A 26452-nucleotide genomic window follows, 5' to 3' on the forward strand; every position below is an offset into this window, starting at 1 on the left:
GCGCCCGAGCACCGACAGAGGGGACACGGCCATGGCCACCGCCTCGCCCTCGTCCGAGACCGTCGTCGCCGACATTCGCCCCGGCGACTACGGCACCAAGGTCATCGCCGTCGAACCGGGCGGGGCCGAGTTCGTCCCGCTGCGCGAGCGCCACGGCCGCCCCGCCCAGCTGCTGTGGACCTGGCTGTCCCCGAACCTCGAGTTCGCCACCGTGTTCCTCGGCGTCCTCGCCGTCGGGATCATCGGGCTGTCGTTCTGGCAGGCGGCCGGCGCGATCCTGCTGGGCACCGGCCTGGGCGCCGTTGCGCACGGCTTCCTCTCGGCGCGCGGCCCCTCGTACGGCGTGCCGCAGATGGTGCTCTCCCGCATCTCGTTCGGCTGGTTCGGCAACGCGCTGCCCGCGGGGCTGAACGCCGTGGTCGCCGGCGTCGGCTGGTTCGCCGTGAACAGCGTCAGCGGCGCCCTCGCGCTCAACGCGCTGACCGGCCTGCCGAAGTGGCTCAGCCTGCTCGTGGTCGTGGTCGCCCAGGTGGTCATCGCGTACTGCGGGCACAACCTGGTGCAGGTCTTCGAGCGCTACGCCGCGCCGCTGCTGGCGCTCATCTTCGCGGTCGCCTGCGCCATCACCTTCGTCAAGGCCGACTACTCCCAGCCGGGGACGGGGGCCGGCATCGGCGGCTTCCTCATCATCGTGGGGGCCACCTTCGGCTACACGGCCGGCTGGACGCCGTACGCCGCCGACTACACCCGCTACCTGCCGCCCGACGTCTCCCGGCTGCGCACCGGCCTGTTCGCCGGCCTCGGCGTGTTCCTCTCCGGCGTGGTCCTCGAGCTGGCTGGGGCCGCGTCGGTCAGCGTCGCGCTCGACCTGGACAACCCCACGGGCGCGTTCACGTCCTACCTCGGCACCGCCGTCGGCGACCTCACGCTGCTCGCGATCACCCTCGGGGCCATCGCGGCCAACGCGATCAACGTCTACTCCGGGGCGCTGTCGTTCACCGCGATGGGCTTCCACCTGCCGCTGCGCACCGCCCGCGCGATCACCGCCGTCGCCTTCGGCGTCCTGGGGCTGGTCGTCGCGTTCCTGTTCCTCGACAACATCCAGAAGTACGAGAACTTCCTCCTGGTGATCAGCTACTGGATCGGCCCCTGGCTGGGTGTGGTGTTCACCGACTGGGTGCTGCGCCGCGGCCACCGCGTCGACGGGTTCCTGTTCGACCGCCGGCACCGCCCGCTGGCCGGCTGGCTGTCGATGCTGGTCGGCATGGTGCTCTCGGTGTGGCTGTTCGCCGACCAGGCGCTCTACGTCGGCGTCGTCCCCGCGCGGTGGCCGTCCTTCGGCGACATCGCCTTCTTCGTCGGCTTCCTCCTCGCCGCCGCGCTCTACGCCGGCATCCACTCCGTCGAGCGCGGGCGCGAGCCGGAGGAGGCGGTGCTGGTCACGCCCGAGGCGCTGGTCACGCCTGAGGCCTGACCCGCTCGTGGTCGGACTGCGAGCCGACCGCCGACCACCAGTCCTTGAGCTCCGGCGGGTCGAGCACGTCGACCCGGCCCCCCGGCTTGGGCACGATCACCGGGACGCCGGAGCGCTCCGCGGCGGCCAGCACCCGCTGCACCGGCTCGGCCCAGCGGTGGAAGGCCAGGTTGAACGTGGCCCAGTGGATGGGCAGCAGCACCCGGCCGCCGAGGTCGCCGTGCGCCCGCACCGCCTCCTCGGGGTCCATGTGGATGCTCCGCCAGGCCTCGTTGTAGGCGCCGACCGGCAGCAGGGTGAGGTCGAACGGGCCCAGCCGGGCGCCGATCTCGGCGAAGGCAGGGGTGTAGCCGGTGTCGCCGCCGAAGAAGACGCGGTGCCGCGGCCCGGCGACGGCCCAGGAGGCCCACAGCGTGGTGTCCCGGGCGAAGAACCGGCCGGAGAAGTGCCGGGCCTCGGTGCAGGTGAGGGTCAGCCCGCCGATCGTGGTGCTCTCGTTCCAGTCCAGCTCGACGATCCGCTCGTCGGGCACGCCCCAGGTGCGCAGGTGCACGCCGATGCCGATCGGGACGACGAAGCGAGCCGCCGACCGCGCCAGCAGCCAGCGCACCGTCGGCAGGTCCAGGTGGTCGTAGTGGTCGTGCGAGATGAGGACGGCGTCCACCGGCGGAAGCTCCTCGAGCGGCACCGGCGCCGGGTGCAGCCGGGTCGGGCCCAGCAGCGGGGACGGCGACACCCGCTCGCCCCACACCGGGTCGACCAGCACCCGCTGCCCGTCGACCTCGAGCAGCGCGCTGGCGTGGCCGAACCAGGTGACCGCCAGCTCGCCGGCCGCGGCCGGGAACTCGTCCCGGGTCAGCGGCACCGGGCCGCCGGGGTGCCCGTTGTGCCGCTGCTCGTGCCACTGCCGCAGCAGCCCGTCGCGGGCGTTCGCCGGCTTGAGCGCGGGCGTGGGCAGGGTGTTGTGGAACTTGCCGCCTGCGAAGTGGTCGGACCCGGTCACCGTGGGGCGCAACCGGCGCTGGCTGGCGCCGAGCGCGGTCGGCAGGCCCCAGGCGGCCCGGACGACCCAGCTGACCGGCAGGGCGAGGACGGCGGCGGCGACGGCGGTGCGGCGGAGTGCGGAGACCACGCCGTCCAGCATCCCAGCCGCGCGCGCCGAACCGGGTCACCCGCGCGTGTGGCCCGTCACCGGAGGAACGTGACCTCCTCCTCGACGCCATCCCAGACGACCGTGCTGCGGGCCGGCTCGGCGCGGGCCACCACCCGGCCGCCCCGGAGCACGAGCGTGCGGCGCGCGACCAGCCGCAGCGCGTCGACGTCGGTGGGCGCGTCGAAGACGACCAGGTCGGCCGGGTCGCCGGCGCGCAGCCGGTTGTCCGGGCGGCCCAGCACCCGGGCGGGGTCGACCGTGATCATGTCGAGCAGTCGCGGCAGCTCGTCGGCGCCGCTCATCTGCCCGTAGTGGGCGAGCACGAACGCGGCCTGAAGCGGGTCGCCCGCGCCGAGCGGGTACCAGGGGTCCATCACCGAGTCGTGCCCGATCGCCACGGTCAGCCCGGCGGCCTGGAGCTGCTTGACCCGGGTGTGGCCGCGGCGCACCGGTCCCTGGTCGAACCGGCCCTGGAGAACCGAGTTGTCCAGCGGGTTGGTCACGAAGTGCAGGCCCGCGCGGGCCAGGTTGTTGATCAGCCGGTAGGCGTAGGCGGCGTTGTAGGAGTGCATCGCAGTCGTGTGCGAGGCGGTGACGCGGCCGGCCATGCCGCGGCGGATCGTCTCGGCGGCCATCACCTCGACGAACCGGGAGTGGTCGTCGTCGGTCTCGTCGCAGTGGATGTCGACCTGCAGGCCGTGCTCCTCGGCGAGGGCGATCGCGAACTGCACCGAGGCGACGCCGTCCTCGCGGGTGAGCTCGTAGTGCGGGATGCCGCCCACGACGTCCGCCCCCAGCTCGACCGCCCGGCGCATGAGCTGCCGGCCGTCCGGAAAGCCGAGGATGCCCTGCTGCGGGAAGGCGACCAGCTGCAGGTCGACCATCCCGCGGACCTCCTCGCGCAGCTCCACCAGCGCGCGCAGCGCGGTCAGCTCCGGATCGCAGACGTCGACGTGGCTGCGCACCGCCTGCACGCCGTTGGCCACCTGCCAGCGCAGCACGCGGCGCACACGGGCCTGGACGTCCTCGACGGTCAGGTCCTCGACCCGCTCGGCCCACACCGCGATGCCCTCGAACAGCGAGCCGCTGACATTGGGCCGGGGCTGGCCGACCGTGAGGACGGCGTCGAGGTGGATGTGCGGCTCCACCAGCGGCGGCGTGACCAGCCGCCCGCCGAGATCGATCGTCTCGCGCGCCTCCTGACCCTCGGCGGCCACCAGCACGCCGCCGTCGACCGCGAGCTCGACCGGCTCGGTGCTCCGGGGCAGGACGGCGTTGCGCAGCAGCAGGTCGATCACGCCGCCCACCCTGGCAGCGCGGTGTGTCCGCCGTCGACGCTCAGCGGATGAGCCGTTCGACCAGCTCGGCGCCGAGGCCCACCTTCTCGTAGTGGGCGCGGGCGAGCTCGAGGTAGTCGTAGGCGTCGAAGGTGCCGTTCGGGTTGCCGTCCTCGTCCAGCCAGATCAGCGGGCCCGTGACGTTGAAGTGCACCCGCATCGGCTCGTCGGACTCGTAGGCGACCAGCGTGTGCGCCTCGCCCGGCGTCTCGTAGACGAACGCGCCGCGCTCGGCGACCCAGTCGTGCTCGAGGTAGCCCCACTTGCCCGACAGCGTGTACGCGAACACCTGGTGCGGGTGGTAGTGCCGGTTGACCAGCCCCGCGGTGCGCGCCATGAGGACGTCGGCCCAGCGGTTCTGCTGCAGCGAGATCCACAGCGGCCGGCTACCGACGGTCTCCGACAGCGGGATGTAGTAGCGGTCGTCGTCGATCGCGCCGTCGGGGAGGTACACCTCGGGCGCGGCGTCCTTGCGGAACACCCGCTCGATCGGCTTGATGTCCCTCCAGAACTTGCTGCCCTGCTCGGCCGAGGTCATGGCGTCTCCTTCACGGGAGGACGGAACGGTCGACGATCACATCGTCGTCCTCGCCCGGCGACCGAGGCACTTCGGTGGGCGACACCGGGGGCGCGGTGGGGCAGACTGTTGGCATCGGCCAAGTGCGCACTCCGGGAGGCGGCATGGTCCGTTCCGCGCAGGACCAGGCGCTGCTCCTGCTCGCCCGCGCGGTGATGGGCATCTCGACGCGGGCGGCCGAGCAACTCGGCGACATCTCCGTGGTCCAGCTGCGCGCCCTCACCGTGCTGCGCGAGCTCGGCACCGCGAACCTCGGGCAGCTGGCCGACGGCCTGGGCGTGACCGTGTCGACCACGAGCCGGCTGGTCGACCGCCTGGTCGCCGCCGAGCTGGTCGAGCGCCGGACCTCACCCCGCACCCGCCGCGAGATCGAGCTGACGGTCAGCCCGGCGGGCGCCGTCACGCTCGACCGCTACGACGACCTCCGGCTGGAGGGGCTGCGCGCCGGGCTGACCGGGCTGCCCGAGGAACGGCGGGACGACGTCGTCGCCGGCCTGCTGGAGTTCGGCGCCGCGGCCTCGGCGCCCCACCCGGTCCCGGTGCCGGCCCCGTGACCGAGACGGCGCCGTCCCGGCCCGAGCCCGCCGACGAGGGCGGGGACCCGGCCTGCTGGCTGCACCGGGTCTGCCCCGCCTGCGGCCGGCTGGCCGACGAGGACCCGCCGACCCGGTGCCCCGGCTGCGGGGAGGAGATCCCGGAGGCGTGAGCGTCAGGCGGCCTGCCGCGCCCGGGTCGCGACGTCGAAGTCGGTGAGCGCCCGCCGCAGCGCCACGCCGAGCCGGTCGGAGCGCACGTGCAGCTCCTCGCGCATGACCAGCGGCAGGCCGGTGCTGGCCATGCGGGCCTGCAGCGCGAGGTCCTCGGCCAGCACGCGTTCCTCGAACGCCACCTCCGCGGCCACCGTCGCCGGGTCGGGCAGCGGCCGTCCGGGCCCGGTGGAGAGCAGCAGGCACGAGTAGATGCGGGTGGAGTCGGCGTCCTCGGGCTGGAGCAGGAACAGGATCGTCGTCGCGGCGCCGGAGTCGAGGAAGTCCAGGCGCAGCCGCAGCTGGAACGGCGCGCGGTAGACGTACGTGGCCCGCCGCCGCTGGCGCAGCGGGCGCTCGCCGGTGGCCACGCCCGGGTCGGTCACGTTGTCGAACCACTGCTCCTGCACGCTTCCGAAGCCGCCCGGCTGCTCGGTCACCTCGTAGGCCGGCACCTCGACCCGGTCGGCGGCGCCGAACGTCGCGGCGTGCACGAACGGGAAGTGCGCGACGTCGAGGAAGTTGTCGGCCAGCGGGCCGGCCGGGCCGACGGAGCGCTGCGGGTGCAGCCAGCCGGCGACGAACCGGCGGTCGCCCGCCTCGGGCACGTCCAGGGGGACGTCGACCGGCTCGGCCGGCGCCAGCCAGAGCAGCCCGAGGCGCTCGCGCACGCCGAACGCGGGCGGATCGGCCACCAGCCCGTCGGCGGTGCGGCGCAGCATCCAGGTGCGCCCGAGCAGGCGGACCTGCAGCCAGCCGCCGGCGCGCAGCTCGCGGGAGAGGGCCACCGGGTGCCACGCGTGCTCCAGGGCGGCGTCGAGGTTGCCGAACACCCGCCCGGCCGGTGAAGCGGGCGGCGGCGCGGGCTCAGGGACGGCGTCGTCCCTCGCCGGGCAGCGCTCCGCCGTCGGGGCGGGCGCGATCCAGACCCAGCCGCCGCGCTCCTCGACCGCCCACGGCACGCGCAGGTCGGCCCGCGGGGGTGGCGTGCCGTCGGGGCCGAGGGACGGGATGTCCGTGCAGCGGCCCTCCGCGTCGAACCGCCAGCCGTGGTACGGGCACTGCAGCCGGCCGTCGACGACGGTGGCGGCGGCGAGGGGGACGAGCCGGTGCGGGCAGCGGGCCGGGAAGGCGCTGACCTCCCCGCCCGGACGGAGGCGGACGACGACGTAGGACTGCCCGTCGGCGCCGACCGGGAGCGGGGTGGTCCCGACGTCGGCGGCCCGGGCCACGGGGAACCAGGTGGTGGTCCTCTTCGCGAGCGCGGCCATGACCCATTGCAGCCCGCCCGCGTTCCCGGGGAGTTACGTCCGGCCGACGCTTGCGCAACGGTTCGGACTCGCCGCTCGGCGGGACGCCCGGATCCGATCTACCGTGACGCCGATCACACAGCTACCGCACAGGAGGGCTGACCAGTGACAACACAGGACGACCGGCGCCTGCTGACGCCGGAGGAGTACCGGGAGGCACAGAACTCCCCGGAGTTCGCCGAGCTGCGGCGGCGCTTCCGCAGCTTCGTCGTCCCCACGACCATCGCGTTCCTGGCCTGGTACTTCTTCTACGTCCTCATGTCGACGTACGCCCCGTCGGTCATGGAGACGCAGGTCTTCGGCAACGTGAACCTCGGGCTGCTGCTGGGCCTGGGGCAGTTCGTGTCGACGTTCGTCATCACCCAGCTCTACGTCCGCCACGCCGCCCGGTCGACCGATCCGATCGCCGACGACATGCGGCAGCGCCTCGACCACCACGAGTTCGTGGCGGGCTCGGACGAGGAGGCGGGCCGTGCCTGAGGTGCTCGCCGCCGAGGAGACGATCGGCAGCCCCGCGATCAACATCTCGATCTTCGGCGTCTTCGTCCTGATCACGCTGTTCATCACGTTCCGGGCCAGCCGGAACAACCGCAGCGCCGCGGACTACTACGCGGCCGGCCGCACCATCCACCCGACCCAGAACGGCCTGGCCATCGCCGGTGACTACCTGTCGGCGGCCTCGTTCCTCGGCATCGCCGGGGCCATCGCGGTGTACGGCTACGACGGCTTCCTCTACTCGATCGGCTTCCTGGTCGCCTGGCTGGTGGCGTTGCTGCTGGTCGCCGAGCTCATGCGCAACACCGCCCGGTTCACGATGGCCGACGTCCTGGCCTTCCGGATGCGCCAGCGGCCGGTGCGGATGGCGGCCGCGATCTCGACCCTCGTCGTCTCGATCTTCTACCTGCTGGCCCAGATGTCCGGTGCCGGCGGCCTGGTGACGCTCCTGCTGGGCGTGACCGGCGAGGCGGCGCAGGCGGTCGTGGTCATCCTGGTCGGGGCGCTGATGATCTTCTACGTGCTGGTCGGCGGCATGCGCGGCACGACGTACGTGCAGGTCATCAAGGCGACCCTGCTGCTCGCCGGGGCGCTGGTCATGACCCTGTGGGTGCTGGGCCAGTACGGCTTCAACCTCTCCGCGCTGCTCGGCGGGGCCGCCGACACGGCCGGCGAGGGCGTGCTGAGCCCCGGCCAGCAGTACGGGCTGACCGACGTGTCGAAGCTGGACTTCATCTCGCTCGCGATCGCCCTGGTGCTCGGCACCGCGGGCCTGCCGCACGTGCTCATGCGCTTCTACACCGTGCCGACGGCGAAGGACGCCCGCCGATCGGTGGTCTGGGCGATCTGGCTGATCGGCATCTTCTACCTGTTCAGCCTGGTGATCGGGTACGGCGCGGGTGCGCTGGTCGGTCCGGAGACGATCCTCAGCGCGCCGGGCGCGGTCAACGCGGCGGCGCCGCTGCTGGCGTTCGAGCTGGGCGGCACGGTACTGCTCGGCATCATCGCCGGCGTCGCGTTCGCGACGATCCTGGCCGTGGTCGCCGGGCTGACGATCACCGCGTCGGCGTCCTTCGCGCACGACGTCTACGCCAACGTGATCAAGAAGGGTGAGGTGCCGCCGAACGGCGAGGTGAAGGTCGCCCGCATCACCGCGATCGTCATCGGCGCGATCGCCATCGGGCTGGGCATCCTGGCGCTGCAGGCCGGGCTGAACATCGCCTTCCTGGTCGCGCTCGCCTTCGCGATCGCCGCCTCGGCGAACCTGCCGACGATCCTCTACTCGCTGTTCTGGAAGCGGTTCACCACCCAGGGCGCGCTGTGGTCGATCTACGGCGGGCTGATCTCGTCCGTCGTCCTGATCATCTTCTCGCCGGTGGTCTCCGGCGCGCCGGTGAATCCCGCGACGGGCAAGTCCACCTCGATGATCCAGGACGTCGACTTCTCGTGGTTCCCGCTGAACAACCCGGGCCTGGTGTCGATCCCGCTGGCCTTCCTGCTCGGCTGGCTGGGCACCGTGCTGACCAAGGAGAAGGCCGACGAGGCCAAGTGGGCGGAACTCGAGGTCCGCTCGCTCACCGGCATCGGCGCGGAGAAGGCCGTCCCGCACTGACGGCCGGGATCAGCTCAGCTGAGCGCAGAGGGTCCTGGCTCACCGCGGGAGGTGAGCCAGGACCCTCTGGCGTGTGCCAGGACGTGGCGCCCCGGCTCAGGGGAGCGCGTCCTCGGCCACCTTGCCCGCCGAGTGGCTCTTGCGGTGTTCCTGCCGCGTTCGCGGTGCCGCATCACCGCAAGGGCGGGTGGAAGACCGCGGAAGCGGCCACTGCTGGGGTCGAGTTCGTTCCTCTGGGGGCCTGCAGCACCCAGGGAGCGCGAGTTGGACCCCGGGAGCGGGCTAGTCGAACGGATTCGTGAGGACCGGCCGGGCCTGCAGGACGGTGAAGGTGACCGCGGGTCCGTCGGTGGTGGTGGTGCCGGGGACGTCGGCGGGCGCACCGCCGTCGACGGTGAAGGTGCCGCTCCAGGTGGTGGTCAGCGAGGCGGTGTAGGTGCCGGCGCGGTAGTCGTGGGTGATCGTCTGCTCGGGGTAGGGGCGCCCGGGATCAGTACTGGTCAGGTCGGCGCCGTCGCCGGTGTGCCAGGTATAGCCGGTGGCGGTGGCGGCGATGACGACGGTGAAGCCGCGGATGTCGACGGTGAAGGTCTGCGTGGTCGGGCTGTCGGTGTAGAAGATGACCGGCAGGCCGACCAGCCCGTTGCCCGGAGGCTGCTGGCGGGTGGTCAGCTGCGGCAGCGGCAGGGTCTTGAAGTAGCGGAAGACCTCACCCGGCGACGGCAGAGGATTCAGATCCGTGACGTCCACGCAAGACGAACCCTCGTTGACGGTCGGGCCATACGGTGCGCCGACCGCATCGCCAAGCGCGGGCGTCAGGCCGTCTATCGCTTGCCGGTCCTCCTGCACCAGTCGCTGGCTAAGAACGAAGACGTAGATGATCACGGTCAAGCCCGCTGGCGTGGTGTGTGACGACTACCGCGTGATCTTCGGTTGGGTCAGGCGCTGAGCGCCGGGATCGTCGTCTGGGTGGTCACCTCCTCGGTGGCGTCGGCGGTGTCGGTGACGGGTCGGATGCGGCAGCGGGCGAGGACGTCGAGTCCGAGGTAGCGGCGGCCTTCGGCCCATTCGTCGTGCTGCTCGGCCAGCACCGCCCCAACCAGGCGGATGAGCGCGTCCCGGTCGGGGAAGATGCCGACCACGTCGGTGCGCCGGCGGATCTCCCGGTTGAGCCGCTCGGAGGGGTTGTTGCTCCAGATCTGCCGCCAGACCTCCTTGGGGAAGGCGGTGAAGGCCAGCACGTCGGCTCGCGCCCGCTCGAGGTGCTCGGCCACCCGGGGCAGCTTGTCGGTCAGGGCGTCGAGGACCCGGTCGAACTGGGCGTGCACCGAGTTCGCGTCGGGCTGGTCATAGACCGAATGCAGCAGCGCGCGCACCCACGGCCAGGACGCCTTCGGCGTGGCCGCCATCAAGTTCGCCGCATAATGCGTGCGGCAGCGCTGCCAGCCCGCACCCGGCAGGGTGGCGCCGATCGCGTCGACCAGACCGCGGTGAGCGTCGGAGGTCACCAGTTGCACCCCGGTGAGGCCGCGGGCGGTCAGGTCGCGGAAGAAGGCCAGCCAGCCGGCGCCGTCCTCGGCGGAGGTGACCTGCAGGCCAAGGATCTCCCGGTGCCCGTCGGCGTTGACCCCGGTGGCGACCAGGGCGTGCACGTTGACCACCCGGCCGCCCTCGCGGACCTTGAGCACGAGGGCGTCGGCGGCGAGGAACGTGTACGGGCCGGCATCCAGCGGGCGGTGGCGGAAGTCGGCGACCTGGGCGTCGAGGTCCTTGGCCATCTCGCTGACCTGCGACTTCGATAGCCGGGTGATCCCGAGGGACTCGACGAGCTTCTCCATCCGGCGCGTGCTCACGCCGAGCAGGTAGCTAGTGGCCACCACGGTGGTCAGCGCCCGTTCCGCCCGGCGGCGGCGCTCGAGCAGCCAGTCGGGAAAGTAGCTGCCCGACCGAAGCTTGGGGATCGCCACGTCCAGCGTGCCGGCGCGGGTGTCGAACTCCCGGAGCCGATAGCCGTTGCGCACGTTGGTCCGCTCGGCCGAGCGGGCGCCGTACTCCGCGCCGCAGACCGCGTCGGCCTCGGCGCTCATGAGCGTGTTGATGAACGTGGTCAGCATCTGGCGCAGCAGGTCAGGGCTGGCCTGGGCCAGCTGCTCGTCCAGAAAGCGGGCAGGGTCGATACTGGAAGGGGCGGTCATCGCGTCGAACTCCTGGGGCTGTGGAAGGTATCCAGAAGATCACGCGGTGGCCGCCTCTACGTGCAAGGCCCGCTACTCACCGGGGCCGTCGCACACCACCTTGGTGGACGCCACTGATGATCACCCGCCCTGGCACCTCGGGGCAGCTGAAGTCACCGGGTAGGCAGCCGCCTTCACGCGGGTCTGTGAACTGGCACGGAGTCAGCAGGGTGTACGTGCGCAAGCCGGGGGTCGAGCTCGCCGTACGTGATTGCTCACCGGGTGACCCGCTCACGCTGCTCGCCGTGAGGCTTCCCGGCGTGAAGGCAACCTCGGGCTCCGGTGCAGGACAGAGGAGGTCCTCGCACGCGACGGCAGGCATGGATCCAATGAAGTACAGGCAAAGCGCAGCCGTAAGAGCGGCGAGAACCTTGCGAATCATGGCTGTTTGAAGAAGAGCTGGGTCATGACCCAGGCACGGCTGTTTGAACTCCAATCCATCGCCGCCGCGCCGATGAGCAACGGAACGGCGGCGGATCCCCGATCAGCCACTGGGGCGCCGTTGGGTCCGCGGACTTCGACGGCTGCCTGACTAACAGCGAAGCTGAACTCGGCATGTGTCCCGTCAATGGCTGGCGTCGGCATGTCCGTGACGGTGACTTCGCCGCCTTGCACGGTGTAGCCAGCCGCGGCGTCCTGGTCCGTTCGGTCGGCCAGGAAGGTGCACAGGCCGCACTCCCGGCTGAGGTCGCGAAGGGGCTGCCCGTCCTTGGCGTGCTGGTGAGTGACCAGGTCGAGGTAGTAACGCAAGGCGGCCTCGGCGCCGGCGGCGTCCTGAGTGCGGGCCTCGTCGGGGACGGGGAAATCCGGCGGCCCCAGGGGCTCGAGCTCCGGCGACGCCGACGTCTCCGCCGCGCTGGGCAGGGTCTCGTTGGCCTGCTGCGGGCTCGAGCAGCCGCTCATGAGAGCCGCCGACACCGCAAGTCCGGCCACGAGCCGCAGGGTCCACCGCCGCCGCACCGTCGTCCTCCCCGTGGATGGTCACCGGTCCCGGGGAGACTACGCAGGTCACTAACCCGACGGCGCTCCGCCTGTGGATACCCGCGCGAAGGGGTGAATCAGCGGTCCGGCAGCGCCACGCTCAGCGTGAGCGGGGCGCCGTCGTCCTCCGCACCCCTCATCGCTGCGCGCCCTACCCCTGAATCGGTCCGGTTAAGGTCCGCCGGGTGAGTTCACGGATCGTTCTGCTGGGCGCCACCGGCTACACCGGCGCCCGGACGGCGGAGGCCCTGGTGGCGCGGGGTGCCCGGCCGCTGCTCGCCGGCCGGAACGCGGACAAGCTGGCCGCCCTCGCCGAGCGCCTCGGCGGGGTCGAGACGGCCCGCGCCGACGTCACCGACCCCGCCGGCGTCCGGGCGCTGCTCGAGCCCGGCGACGTCCTGGTCACGACCGTCGGGCCGTTCCAGCAGCTCGGCGAGCCCGCCCTCGTCGCCGCCACCGAGGCGGGCGCCGTCTACCTGGACTCCACCGGCGAGCCGCCGTTCGTCCGGCGGGTCTTCGAGGAGTTCGGCCCGCGCGCGGCGGCGACCGGCGCGACGCTGGTGACCGCCTTCGGCCTGGACTACGTGCCCGGCAACCTCGCCGGCGCGCTCGCGCTGCGCGAGGCCGGCGACCGGGCGCACCGGGTCGACGTCGGCTACAGCCTGCAGGGCGGCTCCGGCCAGGCGTTCTCGCGCGGGACGATGGTCTCGGCCATGGGCGTCTTCCTGGAGCCGGGCTTCGCGTTCACCGGCGGCCGGCTGACCGCCGAGACCCCCGGCCGGCGCACCTGGCGCTTCGACGCCGGCGGCCGCAGCCGGCTCGGCCTCTCCGTCGGCGGCTCCGAGCACTTCACGCTGCCCGCCCTCGCGCCGGGCCTGCGCGAGGTCGGCGTCCACCTGGACTGGTTCGGTCCGGCGACCGCCGCGGCCAGCGCGCTCTCGCCGCTGCTGGGGCTGGCCGCACAGATCCCGGGCGCCGCCGGAGCCGCCCAGCGGCTGGCGCAGGCGGTCGGCCGGCGGGTCGGCGAGGCCCCGTCGGAGGCCAGCGTCGCGCACTCCCGCACCGTCACCGTCGCCGAGGTCCGGGACGACGGCGGCGACCTGATCTCTCGCGTCGTCCTGACCGGCCCGGAGCCCTACGGCTTCACCGCCGCGATGCTGGCGTGGGGCGCGACGACGGCGTCGGACGGAGGCGTCCGCACGACCGGTGCGGCCGGGCCGGTCCAGGCCTTCGGGCTCGACGAGCTGACCGCGGGCGCCGCCGAGGCCGGCCTCGTGCGCGCGTGACGCGCCTCGCCTGCGTCGACATCGGCTCCACGTACAGCAAGGCGGCGCTGGTCGGCCTCCCGGACGGCGAGCTGCTGGCCACCGCCCAGGCACCGACCACCCAGGACGACGTCGTCGCCGGCCTGCTCGCCGCCACAGCCGGCTGGGACGCCCCGGTGGTCGCCTGCTCGAGCGCCGGCGGCGGGCTGCGGCTGGCGGTCGTCGGGTACGAGGAGCTGATCAGCGCCGAGGCCGGGCACCGGGCGGCGCTCTCGGCGGGCGCCCGCGTCGTGCACGTGGCGGCCGGCCGGCTGGACGACGGCGCCCTGGCCGCGCTGCGGCAGGTCGCCCCGGACGTCGTCCTCCTCGTGGGCGGCACCGACGGCGGCGAGGCCGGCGTGCTGCGGCACAACGCGGCGGCGCTGGCCGGGACGGGCTGGTCCGTCCCGGTCGTCCTCGCCGGCAACGCCGCCGTCCGGGACGAGGTGGCGGCGGTCCTGTGGGACGGCGGTCTGCCGGTGACCGAGGCCGGCAACGTGCTGCCCGACATCGGCCGGCTGGAGCCCGAGTCGGCCCGGACGGCGATCCGCGCGGTCTTCCTCGAGCACGTGATCGGCGGCTCGCGGCTGTCGGCCGACCCGCGGCTGCGCGGCTGGGTGCGCGCGGTGACGCCGGACGCCGTCCTGGAGGGCGTCGCCGTGCTGGCGCAGGCGGCGCCCGGCGGCGTCGTCGTCCTGGACGTCGGCGGCGCGACCACGGACGTGTACTCGGTCCCCGACCCGGACGCCGAGCAGGCCGCGCTCGGGCGGGAGGCCGTGGGCGTCCCCGCCCGGCGGCGCACCGTCGAGGGCGACCTCGGGGTGAGCGCGAGCGTGCACGACCTCCGGGCCGCCGCCCGCGCCGAGGGCCTGCCCGACCCGGGCGACGACCCGCTCGCGCTGGGCGAGGCGGCGGCCACCGTCGCGCTGCGCCGGCACCTGCGCGCGGAGGCCGCCTACGGCGCCGGCGGCGCGAGCGCGCGGTCGGCCGGGCTCGTCGTCCTCTCCGGCGGCGTCTTCCGCCACGCGGAAGACCCCGGCGCCGCGGTGGCCCGGATCGCCGCCGACGCCGGCGGCGCGGGCAGCGTGCTGACCGGCAGCGAGGTGGTCGTCGACCGCCGCTACGTGCTGGCCGCCGCCGGCCTGCTCGCCGCCGAGCACCCGGCCGCGGCGGCACGGCTGGTGGAAGGGCTCATCCTTTGAGCGTGGTCGCCCATTCGCCGTCGGAGGCGGCGACGGCGAATTCGACGACCTCGTCGGCGGCCATGTCCACCGCCGCGTAGCCGCCGTTGCCGGCGCCGACGCACGCCACCACGGTGGCCAGGCCGGCCCGGCGCTGGAAGAACGACTGCTGCACCGACCAGCCGACGACGGCGCGGCGCTGCAGCACCGCCTGCTCCCGCGCGAGCCAGCCGCTGCGCACGCTGAACGTCGTCCTCCCGACGACGTGGCCGAGCGAGGCGTACCGGCCCAGGCCGATCGGCACCCCCAGCACGGTGAGGACGACGCCGGCCGCCAGCAGCCACCACCAGCCGAGGATCGGGGTGGTGACCACGCCGGCGACGGTGACCAGAACGCCGGTCCCGAGGGCCCGCATCAGCCGCCGGCGCCGGGCGGCGAGGGGGTGCCGGCGCAGCGGTCCCGGGTCCTCGACCAGCCGGTGGGTGACCGCCAGCGCATCGGAGCGCGGGCCCAGGGGCAGCAGCTGCCCGCGCCGGGTGGCGTCGCCGAGACCGGTCACCAGCGCGCCGGCCCGCGCCGCCCGGACCAGCCGCATGCCCAGGCCCTCGCCGAGGGTGACGCCGCGGATCCGGTCGATCTCCAGCTCGGTGTGCCGCCGGGTGACCAGCCCGCGGACGGCGATCAGCGAGCCGCCGCGCCGCACCAGCCGGAAGCCCCAGTTGACCACCGCGGCCCCGACGACCGCCCCGACGGCCAGCAGCACCAGCGTCCCGCCGATCGCGACGGCGATCACGCCGCCGTCGACGACGTCCGGACCGGGCAGCTCGGGGCGGAACCGCTCCGGCAGCTCGTCGAGGAGCCGGAACAGCGCACCGACGGCCGCCAGCGGCAGCACCAGGTAGCTGCCGACCAGCGGCGCGTAGAGCAGCCAGCGGTTCTCGAACCGGGCGAACTCCTCCTCGACGGGCTCCGGCGCCGGCTCCGGCAGCGCCTCCGGGGAGGGCGGCACGGGCTGGGGCCTGCGCGTGAGCAGCCGCGTGCGCAGCCGGTCGCCCTCGGCCCGGGGGACGCCGTCGACGACGAGCTCCTCCTCCTTGCCCGCGACCGCGCCCGCGGCGGCGTCGATGCGCACCCGCACCAGGCCGAAGAGGCGGTGCAGCACCGGCGTCTCCACCTCGACCCCGCGGATGCGGTCGTTCGGCACCGTCCGCACCGAGCGGGCCAGCAGGCCGCGGGTGACGACGACCGCGGTCGGTCCGTCGACGTAGCCGAAGCGCCACCACGACAGCGCCGCCGTCCCCAGGGAGACGAGAGTGACGCCGACGACGAGGGCGATCACGGCCGGCGTCCCGCCGTTGAACCCGACCGCCGCGCCCAGGCCGATCGCGCCGGGGACGAACTGCCGGGCCTGCCGGAAGGTGACCGTGTGGACGAGCACGATCCGCGGCGACGTCCGCCGGCCGGGCGATTCCGTCACCATGCCGCCCGTTCGCTCCCGGCCGGCGGAGCCGGCGCGATCGCAGAGCCGCTCACGTGGCCTCGTCCCGGACCTGCTCCGCGCGCCGGGCGAGGTCCTCGGCGACCCGCTCGGCGACGTCGACCTCGAGGTGCGGCACCCGCACGGTGCCCTGCGAGGAGGCGGTGAGCACCGCGATCGACGCCAGCCCGAACAGCTGCTGCAGGACGCCGCGGGTGACGTCGACGGTCTGGATCCGCGCGATCGGCACGAGCGTCCACGTCCGGGTCAGCCAGCCGGTGAGGGTGTAGACCGCCTCGTCGGTGACCTCCCAGCGGTGCACGCGGTAGCGGACGAGCGGCCGCACCCCGATCGCCACGACGGCGTAGAGCACCGCCAGCGCGGGGAGCAGCCAGCGCAGCAGCGGCAGCGGGCCGCCCTCGGCGGGCGCGAAGAGCAGGAAGGCGGCCACCAGGAGCCCGATGAACAACGAGCCGAGGATCCCGCCGGTCACCCAGAGCCAGATCGCCGACCGGGACAGTCGCCAGGCCGGCTCCCGGACAGGAGCAGATGTGCTGGTCATCGGCTCCATCCTCGCAGTCCGTGCACGACCGACCGCGAGTTGCAGAATGGACGGCGTGATGCCGCTGCAGGTTCCGACCGTGCCCGCCTCCGAGCTGCCCGCGGACGCCGTCGTCCTCGACGTCCGCGAGGACGACGAGTGGGTGGCCGGCCACATCGAGGGCGCGACCCACATCCCGATGGGCGACGTCCCCGCCCGGCTCGATGACCTACCCGAAGGCGACCCGCTCTATGTGGCCTGTCGCGGCGGCGGCCGCTCGGCGCGGGTGGCCGCGTGGCTGAACCAGAACGGCTACGACGCGGTCAACGTCGGCGGCGGCATGGGGGAGTGGGAGGCGGCCGGCCGGCCCATGGTGAGCGAGACCGGCCAGCCCCCCTTCGTGCGCTGAGCCGACTGCTGTCCCGGGCTGAGGCCCCGGGTCTTCGGGCCCGCGGTGTGCTGCCTGTGCGTCGGCGGACGGTCACGCCGCGAACGTGACAGGCCGGGCGTCGACAGCACGCTCGGAGCGGCGACGATCCGCGGAGCCCGCGACCTCCGTACCCCGGCTGCACCGTCGGCCGGGGGACCCACCCGCCCTCCACCCCCTGGGCTCGCTGCCCCACCGGCCGACCGTGACGACAAGCCGGTGACTTCGCCCGAGCGTGGCGAAGAGGGGAGGACCCCATGCGCACGACGTCCACGGCCGCGGCCGGTCCCGGTAGGAGGGCGGTCACGCTGTTCGCCGCCGGCGGGGTGGTCGCCGCCGCGGCCGTCCCGGGACTGGTGGCCGCGGTCGCGCAGGCCTCCAGCCACCGGGAGGCGCCGCTCGTCTCCGAGGACCCGGCCATCGACAACACCGACGTCTACGCGTTCTCCAGCCCGGAGAACCCCGACGACGTGGTGCTGATCGGGAGCTGGATCCCGTTCGAGGAGCCCAACGGCGGGCCGAACTTCTACCCGTTCGCCCCCGAGGCCGAGTACCTGTTCAACATCGACAACGACGGGGACGCCGTCGCCGACATCGTGTACCGGTGGCGGTTCACCACCGACGACCGGCGCGCCGGCAGCACGTTCCTCTACGACAACGGGCCCGTGACGTCGCTGGACGACGAGAACCTGCTGTTCCGGCAGAGCTTCACCCTCGACGTCAGCACCGACGGCGGCGCGTCCTTCGGGGATCCGATCGCCACCGGGCCGGTGGCGCCGTCCTACACCGGGCGGGCGAGCATGGGCAGCGCCGAGGACTACGTGGCCAACCTGCGGGACCCGGCCACCGTCGAGACCGCCGAGGGCGGACGCACGCTGAGCACGCAGTCCGACGACCCGTTCTTCCTGGACCTGCGGGTCTTCGACCTGCTCTACGGCGGCGACCTGTCCGAGACCGGGCAGGACACGCTGGCCGGGTTCAACGTGAACAGCATCGTGCTCGAGGTGCCCAAGAGCGTGGTCGCGCTCGACCAGGACGCCACCGCCAACCCGGTCATCGGCGTGTGGAGCACCACGACGCGGCCGACGCTGCGCGACGCCGACGGGACGGCCTCCGACCACTCGTCCGACGTCACCCAGGTGTCCCGGCTCGGCCAGCCGCTCGTGAACGAGGTCGTCGTCCCGACCGGCCTGAAGGACGCGTTCAACGCCATCAGCCCCGATCAGGACGCCACGGCGGCCGACGGCGCCGTCGTCGCCCGGGTGCTCGACCCGGAGGTGGCGCGGCTGCTCAACGCCCTGTACGGCCTCCCGGTGCCCGCCGCGCCGCGGTTCGACATCTTCGAGGTCTTCCTCACCGGGGTGGTCACCAACGCCGAGGTGGACGTCGACGGCGACCCGGCCACGCCCAACCCGCTCGACATCGACCTGAACTCGCAGGCGCTCAACGCCGGCGCCGATCCGGGTGGGTTCCACCCGTCGGAGATGCTCCGGCTGAACATGTCGATCACCGGGCCGGCGAAGCCCGACGGCACGCCGCTCGACGAGCCGAGCCGGCTCGGGGTCATCGGCGGCGACATCCAGGGCTTCCCGAACGGGCGCCGGCTCGCCGACGACGTGGTCGACATCGAGCTGCTGGCCCTGGCCGGGGCCTACGACGCCACCCAGCTGGGGAGCGCCGAGCCGCTGGCCGACGGGGACGGAGTGCCGGACAACGACACCGCGTTCAGCGACACGTTCCCCTACCTCGCCGCGCCCCACACCGAGGCCGTCAACCGCGCCGGCGGCTCGGGCGGCCAGGGCTCGGGGGAGCAGGGGCAGGGCGGCGGGTCCGCACCGGCGGCCGGCTCGGGACCCGACGACTCCGGCGGTGGCGGGTTCCTGGTGCCGGCGGTGACCGGCGGAGCGGCGCTGCTGCTGCTGGCGGTGGGGGCGTTCTCCCTCGCGCGCGAGCGTGCCGCGCGCCGGCGGGGCGGCGGCCGACCCAAGCAGGTCTGACCGCCGCCCGGGCGGCGGGACGCGGCCCGGAACACCCGCGCCCCGCCGTCCGCCCGGCACCTGTCCCGGCGGAGCGAGAGGACAGCCCGTGAAGGATCCGGATGACCGGCGGGCGTGGTTGCGGCCCCGCACGGCGGGCGTCGCCGTCGTCCTCGGCGTGCTGCTGCTGGCGGTGGCCGGGTTCCAGGCCGTGTCGAAGCACGGCCCGTCGCCGGCCGGCGACCAGATGTCCGCCGCGGCACCCGATCCGCTGGCGGCCTCGATCGTCGCCGCTCAGCGGCGGCTCGCCGACCTGCCAGGGGACTACGCCACCTGGGCGCAGCTCGGTGCGGCGTACGTGGAACAGGCCCGGCTCACCGCCGACCCCACGTACTACGCGAAGGCCGACGGCGCGCTGCACGAGTCGCTGCGGCTCCGGCCCGACGGCAACGACACCGCGCTGGCCGGTCTGGGGGCACTGGCCAACGCCCGGCACGACTTCGCCGCGGCCGCGGGTCTCGCCCAGCAGGCCCTCACGGTCAATCCGTACAGCGCCACGGCCTGGGGCGTCCTGACCGACGCCCGCACTCAGCTCGGCGACTACCCGGGGGCCACCGCGGCGCTGCGGCAGATGGTGCGGCTGCGCCCCGGGATCGCCTCGTTCACCCGCGCCTCCTACGACGCGGAGCTGCACGGCAACCTGCCCGCCGCCCGCATCGCCCTGGAACAGGCGCTCGCACTGGCGCAGCGCCCCGCCGACCGGGCGTTCTGCCGGACCTACCTGGGGGCGCTGGCCTTCACGACCGGAGATCTGGACGAGGCGATGCACCAGTACGCGACCGGCCTCGCCGACGACCCCGACTCACCCACCCTGCTGCTCGGGCGGGCCCGCGTGCACGCCGCCCGCGGTGAGGTGGACGCGGCCGTCGCCGACTACGGCGTCGTCGTCGCGGCACGACCGCTGCCGGAGAACGTGGTCGAGTTCGGCGACTACCTCGAGTCGGTGGGTCGTGGCGCCGAGGCGGACCGGCAGTTCGCGCTGCTGGCGACCCTGCGGCAGCTGTTCGCGGCCAACGGCGTGCAGGACGACCTGACCCTCGCCCTGTACGCCGCCGACCACGGGGATCCGGCGACCGCGCTGGCCGCCGCGACCGCCGAGTTCGGCCGCCGGCAGAACGTCGACGCCCACGACGCGCTCGCCTGGGCGCTGCACAGCGCCGGCCGCGACGCCGAGGCGTTGCCGCACGCGCAGGCGGCGACGTCGATCGGCGGGCGCAACCCGCTGTTCCTCTACCACCGCGGCGCCGTCGAGGCGGCTCTCGGGCTGAAAGCGCAGGCCCGAGCGACGCTGGCGGAGGCGCTGCGCGGCAATCCGCACTTCTCGCCGGTCCACGCGCCCCGGGCGCAGGCGCTCCTGGATTCCCTGGGCGGCCCGCTGTGATCGTCCGCCGGGCAGCGCTCGTCGTCCTCGCCGCCGGGGCAGGCATCCTGCTGCCGGCCGGCCCGGCGGGGGCGCACCCGCTGGGCAACTTCACGGTGAACCACTACGACGGCCTCATCCTGACCCCTTCCGCGGTCTCGCTCGTCGCGGTCGTCGACCGCGCCGAGATCCCGACGGCGCAGGCGCTGCCGGAGATCGCGGACGACGGGTCCCCGGGGCCGGCGGAGCTCGCCGCCGCGGCCACCGACGAGTGCACCGCCGTCTCCGCCGCGCTGCGGCTGACCGTCGACGGGACGGCGGTCGGCTGGGACCAGGCGGCGAGCGACCTCGAACTGCGGCCGGGAGCGGCGGGCCTGCCGACCCTCCGGCTGACCTGCAGGCTGCGCACCGCGACCGATCTGACCGGGGCCGCCGACATCGCCTTCCGGGACGACTACCTGACCGGCCGGGTCGGCTGGCGGGAGATCACCGCCGCCGGTAGGGGCGTGCGGCTGCAGGACTCGCCGGTGCCGGCCGCCAGCATCAGCGACGAGCTGCGGCGCTATCCGACCGACCTGCTCGCCTCGCCGGTCGACGTGCGGTCCTTCCGGGTGGCGACCGGGCCGGGCAGTGGTGGGCACCCGGGGGCGGCGCCCCGGACGTCGGGCAGCGACCCGCTGACGACCGCCGTGGTGGCCGCCGACCGGTGGCTGGAGGACCTGGTCGGCGATCCTGGCCTGGCCCCGCTCGCCGGCGTCCTGGCCGTCGTCCTGGCGATGGTGCTCGGCTGCGGCCACGCGCTGCTCCCGGGCCACGGCAAGACGGTGATGGCGGCCTACCTGGCCGGGCGGCGGGGACGTCGCCGGGACGCGCTGACCGTCGGCGCCACGGTCACCGTCACCCACACCGCCGGGGTGCTCGTGCTGGGGGCGGCCCTCTCGGTCTCCAGCACCCTGGCCGGCGAGGACGTGCTGCGCCGGCTGGGCGTGATCAGCGGCCTCCTGGTCGCCGGCATCGGGGCGGCGATGCTGCGGACGGCGGTGTCGAGCGCGCGCCCACCGGAGGCGCGGGTCGCCGCCCGGGAGCCCGCCCTCGCCGCCGTCGTCGGGCACCCCGGCCACCACCAGCCGCACGGTCACGACCACGACCACGACCACGAGCACGTGCACGGCCACGACCACCCGCACGGGCACGCGGGGCCGGGTCGCGGCGGGCTGATCGGGATGGGCGTCGCGGGCGGTCTCGTCCCGAGCCCGTCCGCACTGATCGTGCTGCTCGCGTCGGTCGGGCTGGGACGGACCGCGTTCGGCGTCGTCCTCGTGCTGGCCTACGGCGCCGGCATGGCGGCGACGCTGACCGCCGTCGGCCTCGTCCTGGTCCGGCTGCGCGACCGCCTCGACCGGCGGGCGACGGCGCGACGCCGCGCGGCCCGGCTGGCCTGCGCCCTCCCCGTCGCGACCGCCGCGCTCGTGCTGGTCGTGGGGCTGACGCTCGCCGCCCGGGGTCTGGTCGCCGGCTGACCGGCGACCGGACCCCGGACGATCAGGACTTGAGGTCGTACTCGGCGAAGCGCGACCGCAGGTCCTTCTTCGAGAACTTGCCGACGCTGGTCTTGGGAACCTCGTCGATGAACTCGACGGCATCGGGCAGCCACCACTTGGCCACCTTCGGCTTGAGGAACTCGAGGATCTCCTCCTCGCTGGCCTCCTCGCCCTCCTTGAGGACGACGCAGGCCAGCGGCCGCTCGTCCCACTTCGGGTGCGGGATGCCGACGACCGCGGCCTCCTTCACCTTCGGGTGGCTCATGATCACGTTCTCGAGGTCGACCGAGCTGATCCACTCGCCGCCGGACTTGATCAGGTCCTTGGTGCGGTCGGCGATGCGGATCGAGCCGTACGCGTCCATCGCCGCGACGTCGCCGGTGCGCATCCAGCCGTCGTCGGTCGTGAGCGTCACGCCGGCGTCGGGGTTGTAGTAGTCCTTGGCGCACCACGGCCCGCGGACCTGCAGCTCACCGGTGGCCTTGTCGTCCCACGGCTGCGGCTCCATCGAGTCGGCGTCGACGATGCGCGCCTCGACGCCGAGGAACGGGATGCCGGCGCGGGCACGCTGCGTCGCCTTCGTCTCGTCGTCGGCGTCGGCGTAGCGGCGGGGCAGGACGCCGGACGACGCGACCGGGTGGGTCTCGGTCATGCCCCAGGCCTGCAGGATCGGCAGCCCGACCTGCTCGCGGTAGGCCTCCGACAGCGCCCTCGGGACCGCGGAGCCGCCGCAGCCGATGTCGCGCAGCTTGTGCGGCTTGCCGGCCAGGTGCGGCAGCACGCCCTGCCAGATCGTCGGCACGCCGGCGGTGAAGGTGACGCCCTCCTCGATGATCAGCTTGGCCAGGGCCTCGGGCTGCATCATCGAGCCGGGCATGACCAGCGCGGCGCCGGCGGCCGGCGCGGCCTGGGCGATGCCCCACGCGTTGGCGTGGAACATCGGCACGACCGGCATCGCGACGTCCTGGATGCCCAGGCCGAAGGCGTTCGGCGCGATCACGCCCATGGTGTGCAGGAACGTCGAGCGGTGCGAGTAGACGACGCCCTTCGGGTTGCCGGTGGTTCCGGACGTGTAGCACATCGAGGCGGCCAGGTTCTCGTCCTCGACGTGGAATTCCACCGGCGACGCGTCGGCGAGCAGGGTCTCGTAGTCCTGCACCCGCGGGTCGTCGGGGATCTCGTTGTTGCCGCCGTCGTCCATGACGACGACGTGCTGGACGGTCTTCATCGTGTCGATCAGCGGCCACAGCAGCGGCAGCACCGTGCGGTCGACGAAGACGACCTCGTCCTCGGCGTGGTTGGCGATGTAGGTCAGCTGCTCGGGGAAGAGCCGGATGTTCAGCGTGTGCAGCACGCGGCCGGTGCAGGGCGCGGCGAAGTACAGCTCCAGGTGGCGCTGGCTGTTCCAGCCGAACGTCCCCACGCGGCCGTCGCCGCTGATGCCGAGCGTGTCGAGCACCCCGCCGAGCTTGCGGGTCCGCTCCGCCCACTCCGCGTAGGTGGAGCGGGTGATCCCGTCCGGCCCGTTGGTGACGATCCTCCCGTCGCCGTAGTGCTGCTCGACGTGCCGGAAGATCGCATCGATCGTCAGGGGAAAGTCCTGCATGAGCCCGCGCATGGCCGCATCGTGCCAGTGACCCCGCTCACGATCCACCGGGGCCCACGCGCCGCCGCGGCGGTCATCCTCGTCGCGTGGTCACGACCCGCGCGGCGTACCGCGCGGGTCGCGACCACACCGTGCGGGTGGTCGTCAGTCGGCGGCGCCGACCGGATCGTGCGCGGGGCGGGGGCGCGGTTCGAACTCGGGCTCGGTCCGGTAGAGGATCCACCGGCCGTACGGGACGAGGTAGTCCTCGACGTAGTCGTGGATCAGCCGCCCGATCTGCCATTCCCACGCCTCGCGGGGGTCGTACACCCCGTATCCGGACCCCGCGCGGTCACCCCGCCAGACGGTCAGCGGCGGCAGCCCCGTCGGGGTGGCCTCCGGCCGCGGGAGGTCGCTGTCGATGCCTGCCACGATGGCGTCCGCGGGCCTGTCCGCCTGCTCTTCGGAGGGGTACCTGGTGACGCAGGACTCGATGAGGTTGTTGGCGACAGCGAGCACCCAGTCGTCGACCTCGCCGTACTCGGCCCGCATGAGCCGGTACCGCATGGCCGCATCGCGGAAGCGACGCGCGCTCTCCTCGGCTTGCCGTTCCCAGTCCTCGTCCCCGCCCCGGCCGCCGGGCAGTCCCGGACGGTCCTGCACGTGGGTGACGACCTCCTGCGTGGCGGTCACGAGCTCGGCGAGCACCTCCGCCAGGCGGCTGCGTTCCTCGCTGGCCCTGGTGTGCCGGAACGTCCGGGCCGCGTACACGACACCGGCCAGGGTGACGAGCAGGGAGAGCGCGGACAGCACCAGCGCCGGGTCGAGTCGCCTGAGGAGATCCCACATGCCTGCCTCATCGGACCGGCCCGGCGTCGGCTTGAGCGCGGGGCGAGCTCAGCCGTACACGCCGGTCGCCGCGTCGAGCAGCGCGACGAACGCGTCGGACGACGGGTGCGGCGCGTCGAGCTGGGCCGATGCGTTGAAGATCCAGATCCCGGCGCCCCGGGCATCGGGGACGGCGAGGGTGTACCCGGCGCCGTACCGGTCGTCCATGCCGTCGCAGCGGATCAGCAGGCCGCCCTCCCCGGGCCCCGGGACGGCGACCCGCGGGCACGGCACCGGGTCGTCGGGGATGCCGTCGAACGCGTCGCGGCCGATCTGCTCGACCGTCGTCCCGTCGCCGAGGAAGCCGATCGTGAGGAGGTACTCGTAGTCGTAGGGCCCGTTGTAGTCCAGCGGGACGTCGACCCACGTGCACCCGGCGGGGCCCTGCGGCAGGGTGCCGGTCCAGTAGCTGATCTGCATGCCGAGCGCAGGGCTCAGCCGGGCGGCGATGCGCGGGCAGGTCGCCATGTCCTCCTCCCCGGTGGTCCCCTGCGTCGGCTTGCCCTCCGGCAGCCACTGGTCCCACTCCGCCGGCGAGCTCAGCGCGACCGGGCCGCCGAGCCGCGCGACGAGGGCGTCGAGCTCCGTCTGGGCGGCCGCCTGGGCCGCGGCGGCGGCCGCCGATGCCTCGGCCGCCGAGGCCGACGCCGACGCGATCGCCTCGGGGTTGGCGAATTCGTCGTCCGACGTGGTGGGTGCGGCGGTGGTGCGCGGGGCCGGCGCGGCCGGCTGGGCGGGGGCCGACGACAGGGTGCCGACGGCGGTGGGCACCCCGACGGCGATCAGCACCACCGCGGCGACCGTGGCCACCAGGCCGGCCCGGACGCGGCGGCGGTGCCGGTACCGCGCGACGGCGTCCGGCGCGGACACGGTGGGGGTCGCGCCGGCCAGGTCGTCGGCGAGCCCGTGCAGCCGGTCGGCGAGCGCGTGCTCGAGGTCGTTCACGAGAGCCTCCTCGAGGTCGGCTCGGGCGTGGGCATCAGCAGGCCGCGCAGGGCGGCGAGGCCGCGGCCGACGGAGTTGTTGACGGTCTTGGCCGAGCAGCCCATGAGCCGGGCGGTCTCGGCCTCGCTCAGGTCGTCGAAGTAGCGCAGGACGACGGCGGTGCGCACCCGCGGCGAGAGCTGCCGCAGCGCCGCCCGCAGCTCGTCGGCCTCCGCGTGCCGGGACTGCAGGTCGACGCCGTCCCCGCGGTCGGGGACCGACTCGATCACCTGCTCGGTGTTCGTCAGCCGCCGCAGCCAGGACAGGTGGGTGTTGACCAGCAGCCTGCGCGCGTAGGCCACCCGGTCGTCGGCCGCCCGGACCTTGTCCCAGTGCGCGTACGCGCGGGCGAGGGCGGTCTGCACGAGGTCCTCGCCGCGGGCGCGGTCCCCGGTCAGCAGGACGGCGGTGCGCAGCAGCGCGGCGCCGTGGTCCCGGACGAAGTCCGTGAACTCCGCGTCCGTCGGTCGCCCCACGCTGCCTCCTCCCGATGTGCCCACCCCGTAGACGCATCGGCAGGCCGCGCCGACCCCAGACGGTCCGGTCTCGTTCCGATAACGGTCAGCGGCGCAGCTCGCGCAGCGCGTCCGCGCCCACCCACCGGGCGCCGCGGCCGCCCTCGCGCAGGGCCAGGGCGGTCCCGACGGCGCGGGCGCGCAGCGCGGGGCTCCGCTTGCCGATCTGGCGCAGCGCCCAGCTCGCCCCCGTGCGGACGACGGGCCGCTCGTCGTCCCCGCGCTCGGCGACGGCGCGCAGGAACGGCTCGAACCGGTCGTCGTCCGCCCGCTTGTCCGCCACCGCGAGGCCGGCCATGACCGCGAACCCGGCCCGCTTCACGAACGGCTCCGGCCGCCCGCTCCACCCCAGCGCCCGGTCCCACGCGAACGGGGTGCGCCGGACGAGGTTCTGGCAGACCTGGTCGCAGAGGTCCCACGACTGGAAGTCGGCCGCCCACGCGTCGAGCTGCTCGTCGTCGACCGAGCCCGGCTCCTCGACCATGCTCGCCAGGATCCGGGCCTCGTGGACGCCGGAGGCCCACAGCCCGGCGGCCAGGTCGTGCGAGCGGCCCAGCTCCTTCGCCAGCGCGCGCAGCTCGGCCACCGTGACCCCGAGCGCCGTCCCACCGCCGATGCCGTAGCGGGCCATCCCCGGCAGCCGCGACGAGTCGGCCAGCTCGTGCAGCCGGGCGAGGACGGCGTGCGTCATCGG

Annotated in this window: 25 protein-coding genes; 11 read left to right on the plus strand and 14 right to left on the minus strand. The window is 74.0% G+C overall.

Annotation, left to right across the window (positions count from 1 at the left end):
- The first annotated feature begins 31 nt into the window (after positions 1-31).
- A complete protein-coding gene (locus AB3388_RS00155; RefSeq protein WP_495408727.1) occupies positions 32-1474 on the plus strand; it encodes a purine-cytosine permease family protein in 1443 nt (480 codons plus the stop codon).
- On the opposite strand, the gene AB3388_RS00160 is transcribed toward AB3388_RS00155, so the two are convergent.
- From AB3388_RS00160 to AB3388_RS00170, 3 genes are read right to left on the minus strand one after another with little or no spacing between them, the layout of a single operon-like run.
- Positions 1458-2606, minus strand: coding sequence for an MBL fold metallo-hydrolase (locus AB3388_RS00160; RefSeq protein WP_495408728.1), 1149 nt, complete (start codon positions 2604-2606; stop codon positions 1458-1460). The genes AB3388_RS00155 and AB3388_RS00160 overlap by 17 nt on opposite strands.
- A 56-nt stretch (positions 2607-2662) precedes the next feature.
- Positions 2663-3925 carry a cytosine deaminase gene (locus AB3388_RS00165; protein ID WP_495408729.1) on the minus strand — a complete coding sequence of 421 codons (1263 nt, stop codon included), beginning with the start codon at positions 3923-3925 and terminating at the stop codon, positions 2663-2665.
- Positions 3926-3965: 40 nt separating this feature from the next.
- Positions 3966-4502: a 2,4'-dihydroxyacetophenone dioxygenase family protein gene (locus AB3388_RS00170; RefSeq protein ID WP_495408730.1), complete on the minus strand. Its 537-nt coding sequence runs from the start codon at positions 4500-4502 to the stop codon at positions 3966-3968.
- Positions 4503-4645: 143 nt separating this feature from the next.
- Here AB3388_RS00170 and AB3388_RS00175 point away from each other — a divergent pair, with 143 nt between their 5' ends.
- Positions 4646-5095, plus strand: a complete 450-nt coding sequence (locus tag AB3388_RS00175; RefSeq protein WP_495408731.1) for a MarR family winged helix-turn-helix transcriptional regulator — start codon at positions 4646-4648, stop codon at positions 5093-5095.
- Complete coding sequence (locus AB3388_RS00180; RefSeq protein WP_495408732.1) at positions 5092-5247, plus strand: hypothetical protein; 156 nt, start codon at positions 5092-5094, stop codon at positions 5245-5247. Before AB3388_RS00175 ends, AB3388_RS00180 begins: the two co-directional genes overlap by 4 nt.
- A gap of 3 nt (positions 5248-5250) precedes the next feature.
- Here AB3388_RS00180 and AB3388_RS00185 read toward each other — a convergent pair whose 3' ends face one another.
- Positions 5251-6558, minus strand: coding sequence for a Rieske 2Fe-2S domain-containing protein (locus tag AB3388_RS00185; RefSeq protein WP_495408733.1), 1308 nt, complete (start codon positions 6556-6558; stop codon positions 5251-5253).
- A 144-nt stretch (positions 6559-6702) separates the two neighbouring features.
- On the opposite strand from AB3388_RS00185, the gene AB3388_RS00190 reads away from it, so the two are divergent.
- Together AB3388_RS00190 and AB3388_RS00195 are read left to right on the plus strand one after the other, a co-directional pair.
- A complete protein-coding gene (locus AB3388_RS00190; RefSeq protein ID WP_495408734.1) occupies positions 6703-7077 on the plus strand; it encodes a DUF485 domain-containing protein in 375 nt (124 codons plus the stop codon).
- Positions 7070-8704: a monocarboxylic acid transporter gene (locus AB3388_RS00195; protein WP_495408735.1), complete on the plus strand. Its 1635-nt coding sequence runs from the start codon at positions 7070-7072 to the stop codon at positions 8702-8704. Before AB3388_RS00190 ends, AB3388_RS00195 begins: the two co-directional genes overlap by 8 nt.
- A 282-nt stretch (positions 8705-8986) precedes the next feature.
- Here AB3388_RS00195 and AB3388_RS00200 read toward each other — a convergent pair whose 3' ends face one another.
- The 3 genes from AB3388_RS00200 to AB3388_RS00210 form a co-directional block, all read right to left on the minus strand.
- Entirely contained in the window at positions 8987-9595 is a 609-nt protein-coding gene (locus tag AB3388_RS00200) for a hypothetical protein (protein WP_495408736.1), read from the minus strand.
- Positions 9596-9642: 47 nt separating this feature from the next.
- Positions 9643-10899: an IS256 family transposase gene (locus AB3388_RS00205; protein ID WP_495406347.1), complete on the minus strand. Its 1257-nt coding sequence runs from the start codon at positions 10897-10899 to the stop codon at positions 9643-9645.
- Between the two features lie 417 nt (positions 10900-11316).
- Complete coding sequence (locus AB3388_RS00210; RefSeq protein ID WP_495408737.1) at positions 11317-11871, minus strand: hypothetical protein; 555 nt, start codon at positions 11869-11871, stop codon at positions 11317-11319.
- Between the two features lie 233 nt (positions 11872-12104).
- On the opposite strand from AB3388_RS00210, the gene AB3388_RS00215 reads away from it, so the two are divergent.
- Together AB3388_RS00215 and AB3388_RS00220 are read left to right on the plus strand one after the other, a co-directional pair.
- Positions 12105-13205 carry a saccharopine dehydrogenase family protein gene (locus tag AB3388_RS00215; RefSeq protein WP_495408738.1) on the plus strand — a complete coding sequence of 367 codons (1101 nt, stop codon included), beginning with the start codon at positions 12105-12107 and terminating at the stop codon, positions 13203-13205.
- Complete coding sequence (locus AB3388_RS00220) at positions 13202-14425, plus strand: glutamate mutase L (RefSeq protein WP_495408739.1); 1224 nt, start codon at positions 13202-13204, stop codon at positions 14423-14425. Before AB3388_RS00215 ends, AB3388_RS00220 begins: the two co-directional genes overlap by 4 nt.
- Here the strand turns inward: AB3388_RS00220 and AB3388_RS00225 are convergent.
- Positions 14415-15884 carry a PH domain-containing protein gene (locus AB3388_RS00225; protein ID WP_495408740.1) on the minus strand — a complete coding sequence of 490 codons (1470 nt, stop codon included), beginning with the start codon at positions 15882-15884 and terminating at the stop codon, positions 14415-14417. The genes AB3388_RS00220 and AB3388_RS00225 overlap by 11 nt on opposite strands.
- Positions 15885-15933: 49 nt before the next feature.
- Positions 15934-16443, minus strand: coding sequence for a PH domain-containing protein (locus tag AB3388_RS00230; protein WP_495408741.1), 510 nt, complete (start codon positions 16441-16443; stop codon positions 15934-15936).
- 58 nt (positions 16444-16501) lie between these two features.
- Here AB3388_RS00230 and AB3388_RS00235 point away from each other — a divergent pair, with 58 nt between their 5' ends.
- The 4 genes from AB3388_RS00235 to AB3388_RS00250 all read left to right on the plus strand — a co-directional run bounded on the left by AB3388_RS00235 (position 16502) and on the right by AB3388_RS00250 (position 21765).
- Complete coding sequence (locus AB3388_RS00235) at positions 16502-16831, plus strand: rhodanese-like domain-containing protein (protein ID WP_495408742.1); 330 nt, start codon at positions 16502-16504, stop codon at positions 16829-16831.
- A 275-nt stretch (positions 16832-17106) separates the two neighbouring features.
- Complete coding sequence (locus tag AB3388_RS00240) at positions 17107-18846, plus strand: DUF4331 domain-containing protein (protein ID WP_495408743.1); 1740 nt, start codon at positions 17107-17109, stop codon at positions 18844-18846.
- Positions 18847-18934: 88 nt separating this feature from the next.
- On the plus strand, positions 18935-20266 hold the full coding sequence (locus tag AB3388_RS00245) for a tetratricopeptide repeat protein (RefSeq protein WP_495408744.1): 1332 nt from the start codon (positions 18935-18937) through the stop codon (positions 20264-20266).
- The gene (locus tag AB3388_RS00250; RefSeq protein ID WP_495408745.1) at positions 20263-21765 is read left to right on the plus strand and encodes a HoxN/HupN/NixA family nickel/cobalt transporter; all 1503 of its coding nucleotides are present in this window, start codon (positions 20263-20265) and stop codon (positions 21763-21765) included. Before AB3388_RS00245 ends, AB3388_RS00250 begins: the two co-directional genes overlap by 4 nt.
- Positions 21766-21787: 22 nt before the next feature.
- Here the strand turns inward: AB3388_RS00250 and AB3388_RS00255 are convergent, their stop codons facing one another.
- The 5 genes from AB3388_RS00255 to AB3388_RS00275 all read right to left on the minus strand — a co-directional run bounded on the left by AB3388_RS00255 (position 21788) and on the right by AB3388_RS00275 (position 26449).
- A complete protein-coding gene (locus AB3388_RS00255; protein WP_495408746.1) occupies positions 21788-23404 on the minus strand; it encodes a long-chain fatty acid--CoA ligase in 1617 nt (538 codons plus the stop codon).
- Positions 23405-23536: 132 nt separating this feature from the next.
- On the minus strand, positions 23537-24220 hold the full coding sequence (locus tag AB3388_RS00260) for a hypothetical protein (RefSeq protein ID WP_495408747.1): 684 nt from the start codon (positions 24218-24220) through the stop codon (positions 23537-23539).
- A 48-nt stretch (positions 24221-24268) separates the two neighbouring features.
- A complete protein-coding gene (locus tag AB3388_RS00265) occupies positions 24269-25204 on the minus strand; it encodes a hypothetical protein (RefSeq protein ID WP_495408748.1) in 936 nt (311 codons plus the stop codon).
- A complete protein-coding gene (locus AB3388_RS00270) occupies positions 25201-25719 on the minus strand; it encodes a SigE family RNA polymerase sigma factor (RefSeq protein WP_495408749.1) in 519 nt (172 codons plus the stop codon). Before AB3388_RS00270 ends, AB3388_RS00265 begins: the two co-directional genes overlap by 4 nt.
- A gap of 85 nt (positions 25720-25804) precedes the next feature.
- Positions 25805-26449, minus strand: a complete 645-nt coding sequence (locus tag AB3388_RS00275) for a DNA alkylation repair protein (protein WP_495408750.1) — start codon at positions 26447-26449, stop codon at positions 25805-25807.
- Positions 26450-26452: the final 3 nt, after the last annotated feature.

It is taken from the genome of Geodermatophilus sp. SMS 5-13 (assembly GCF_059428245.1).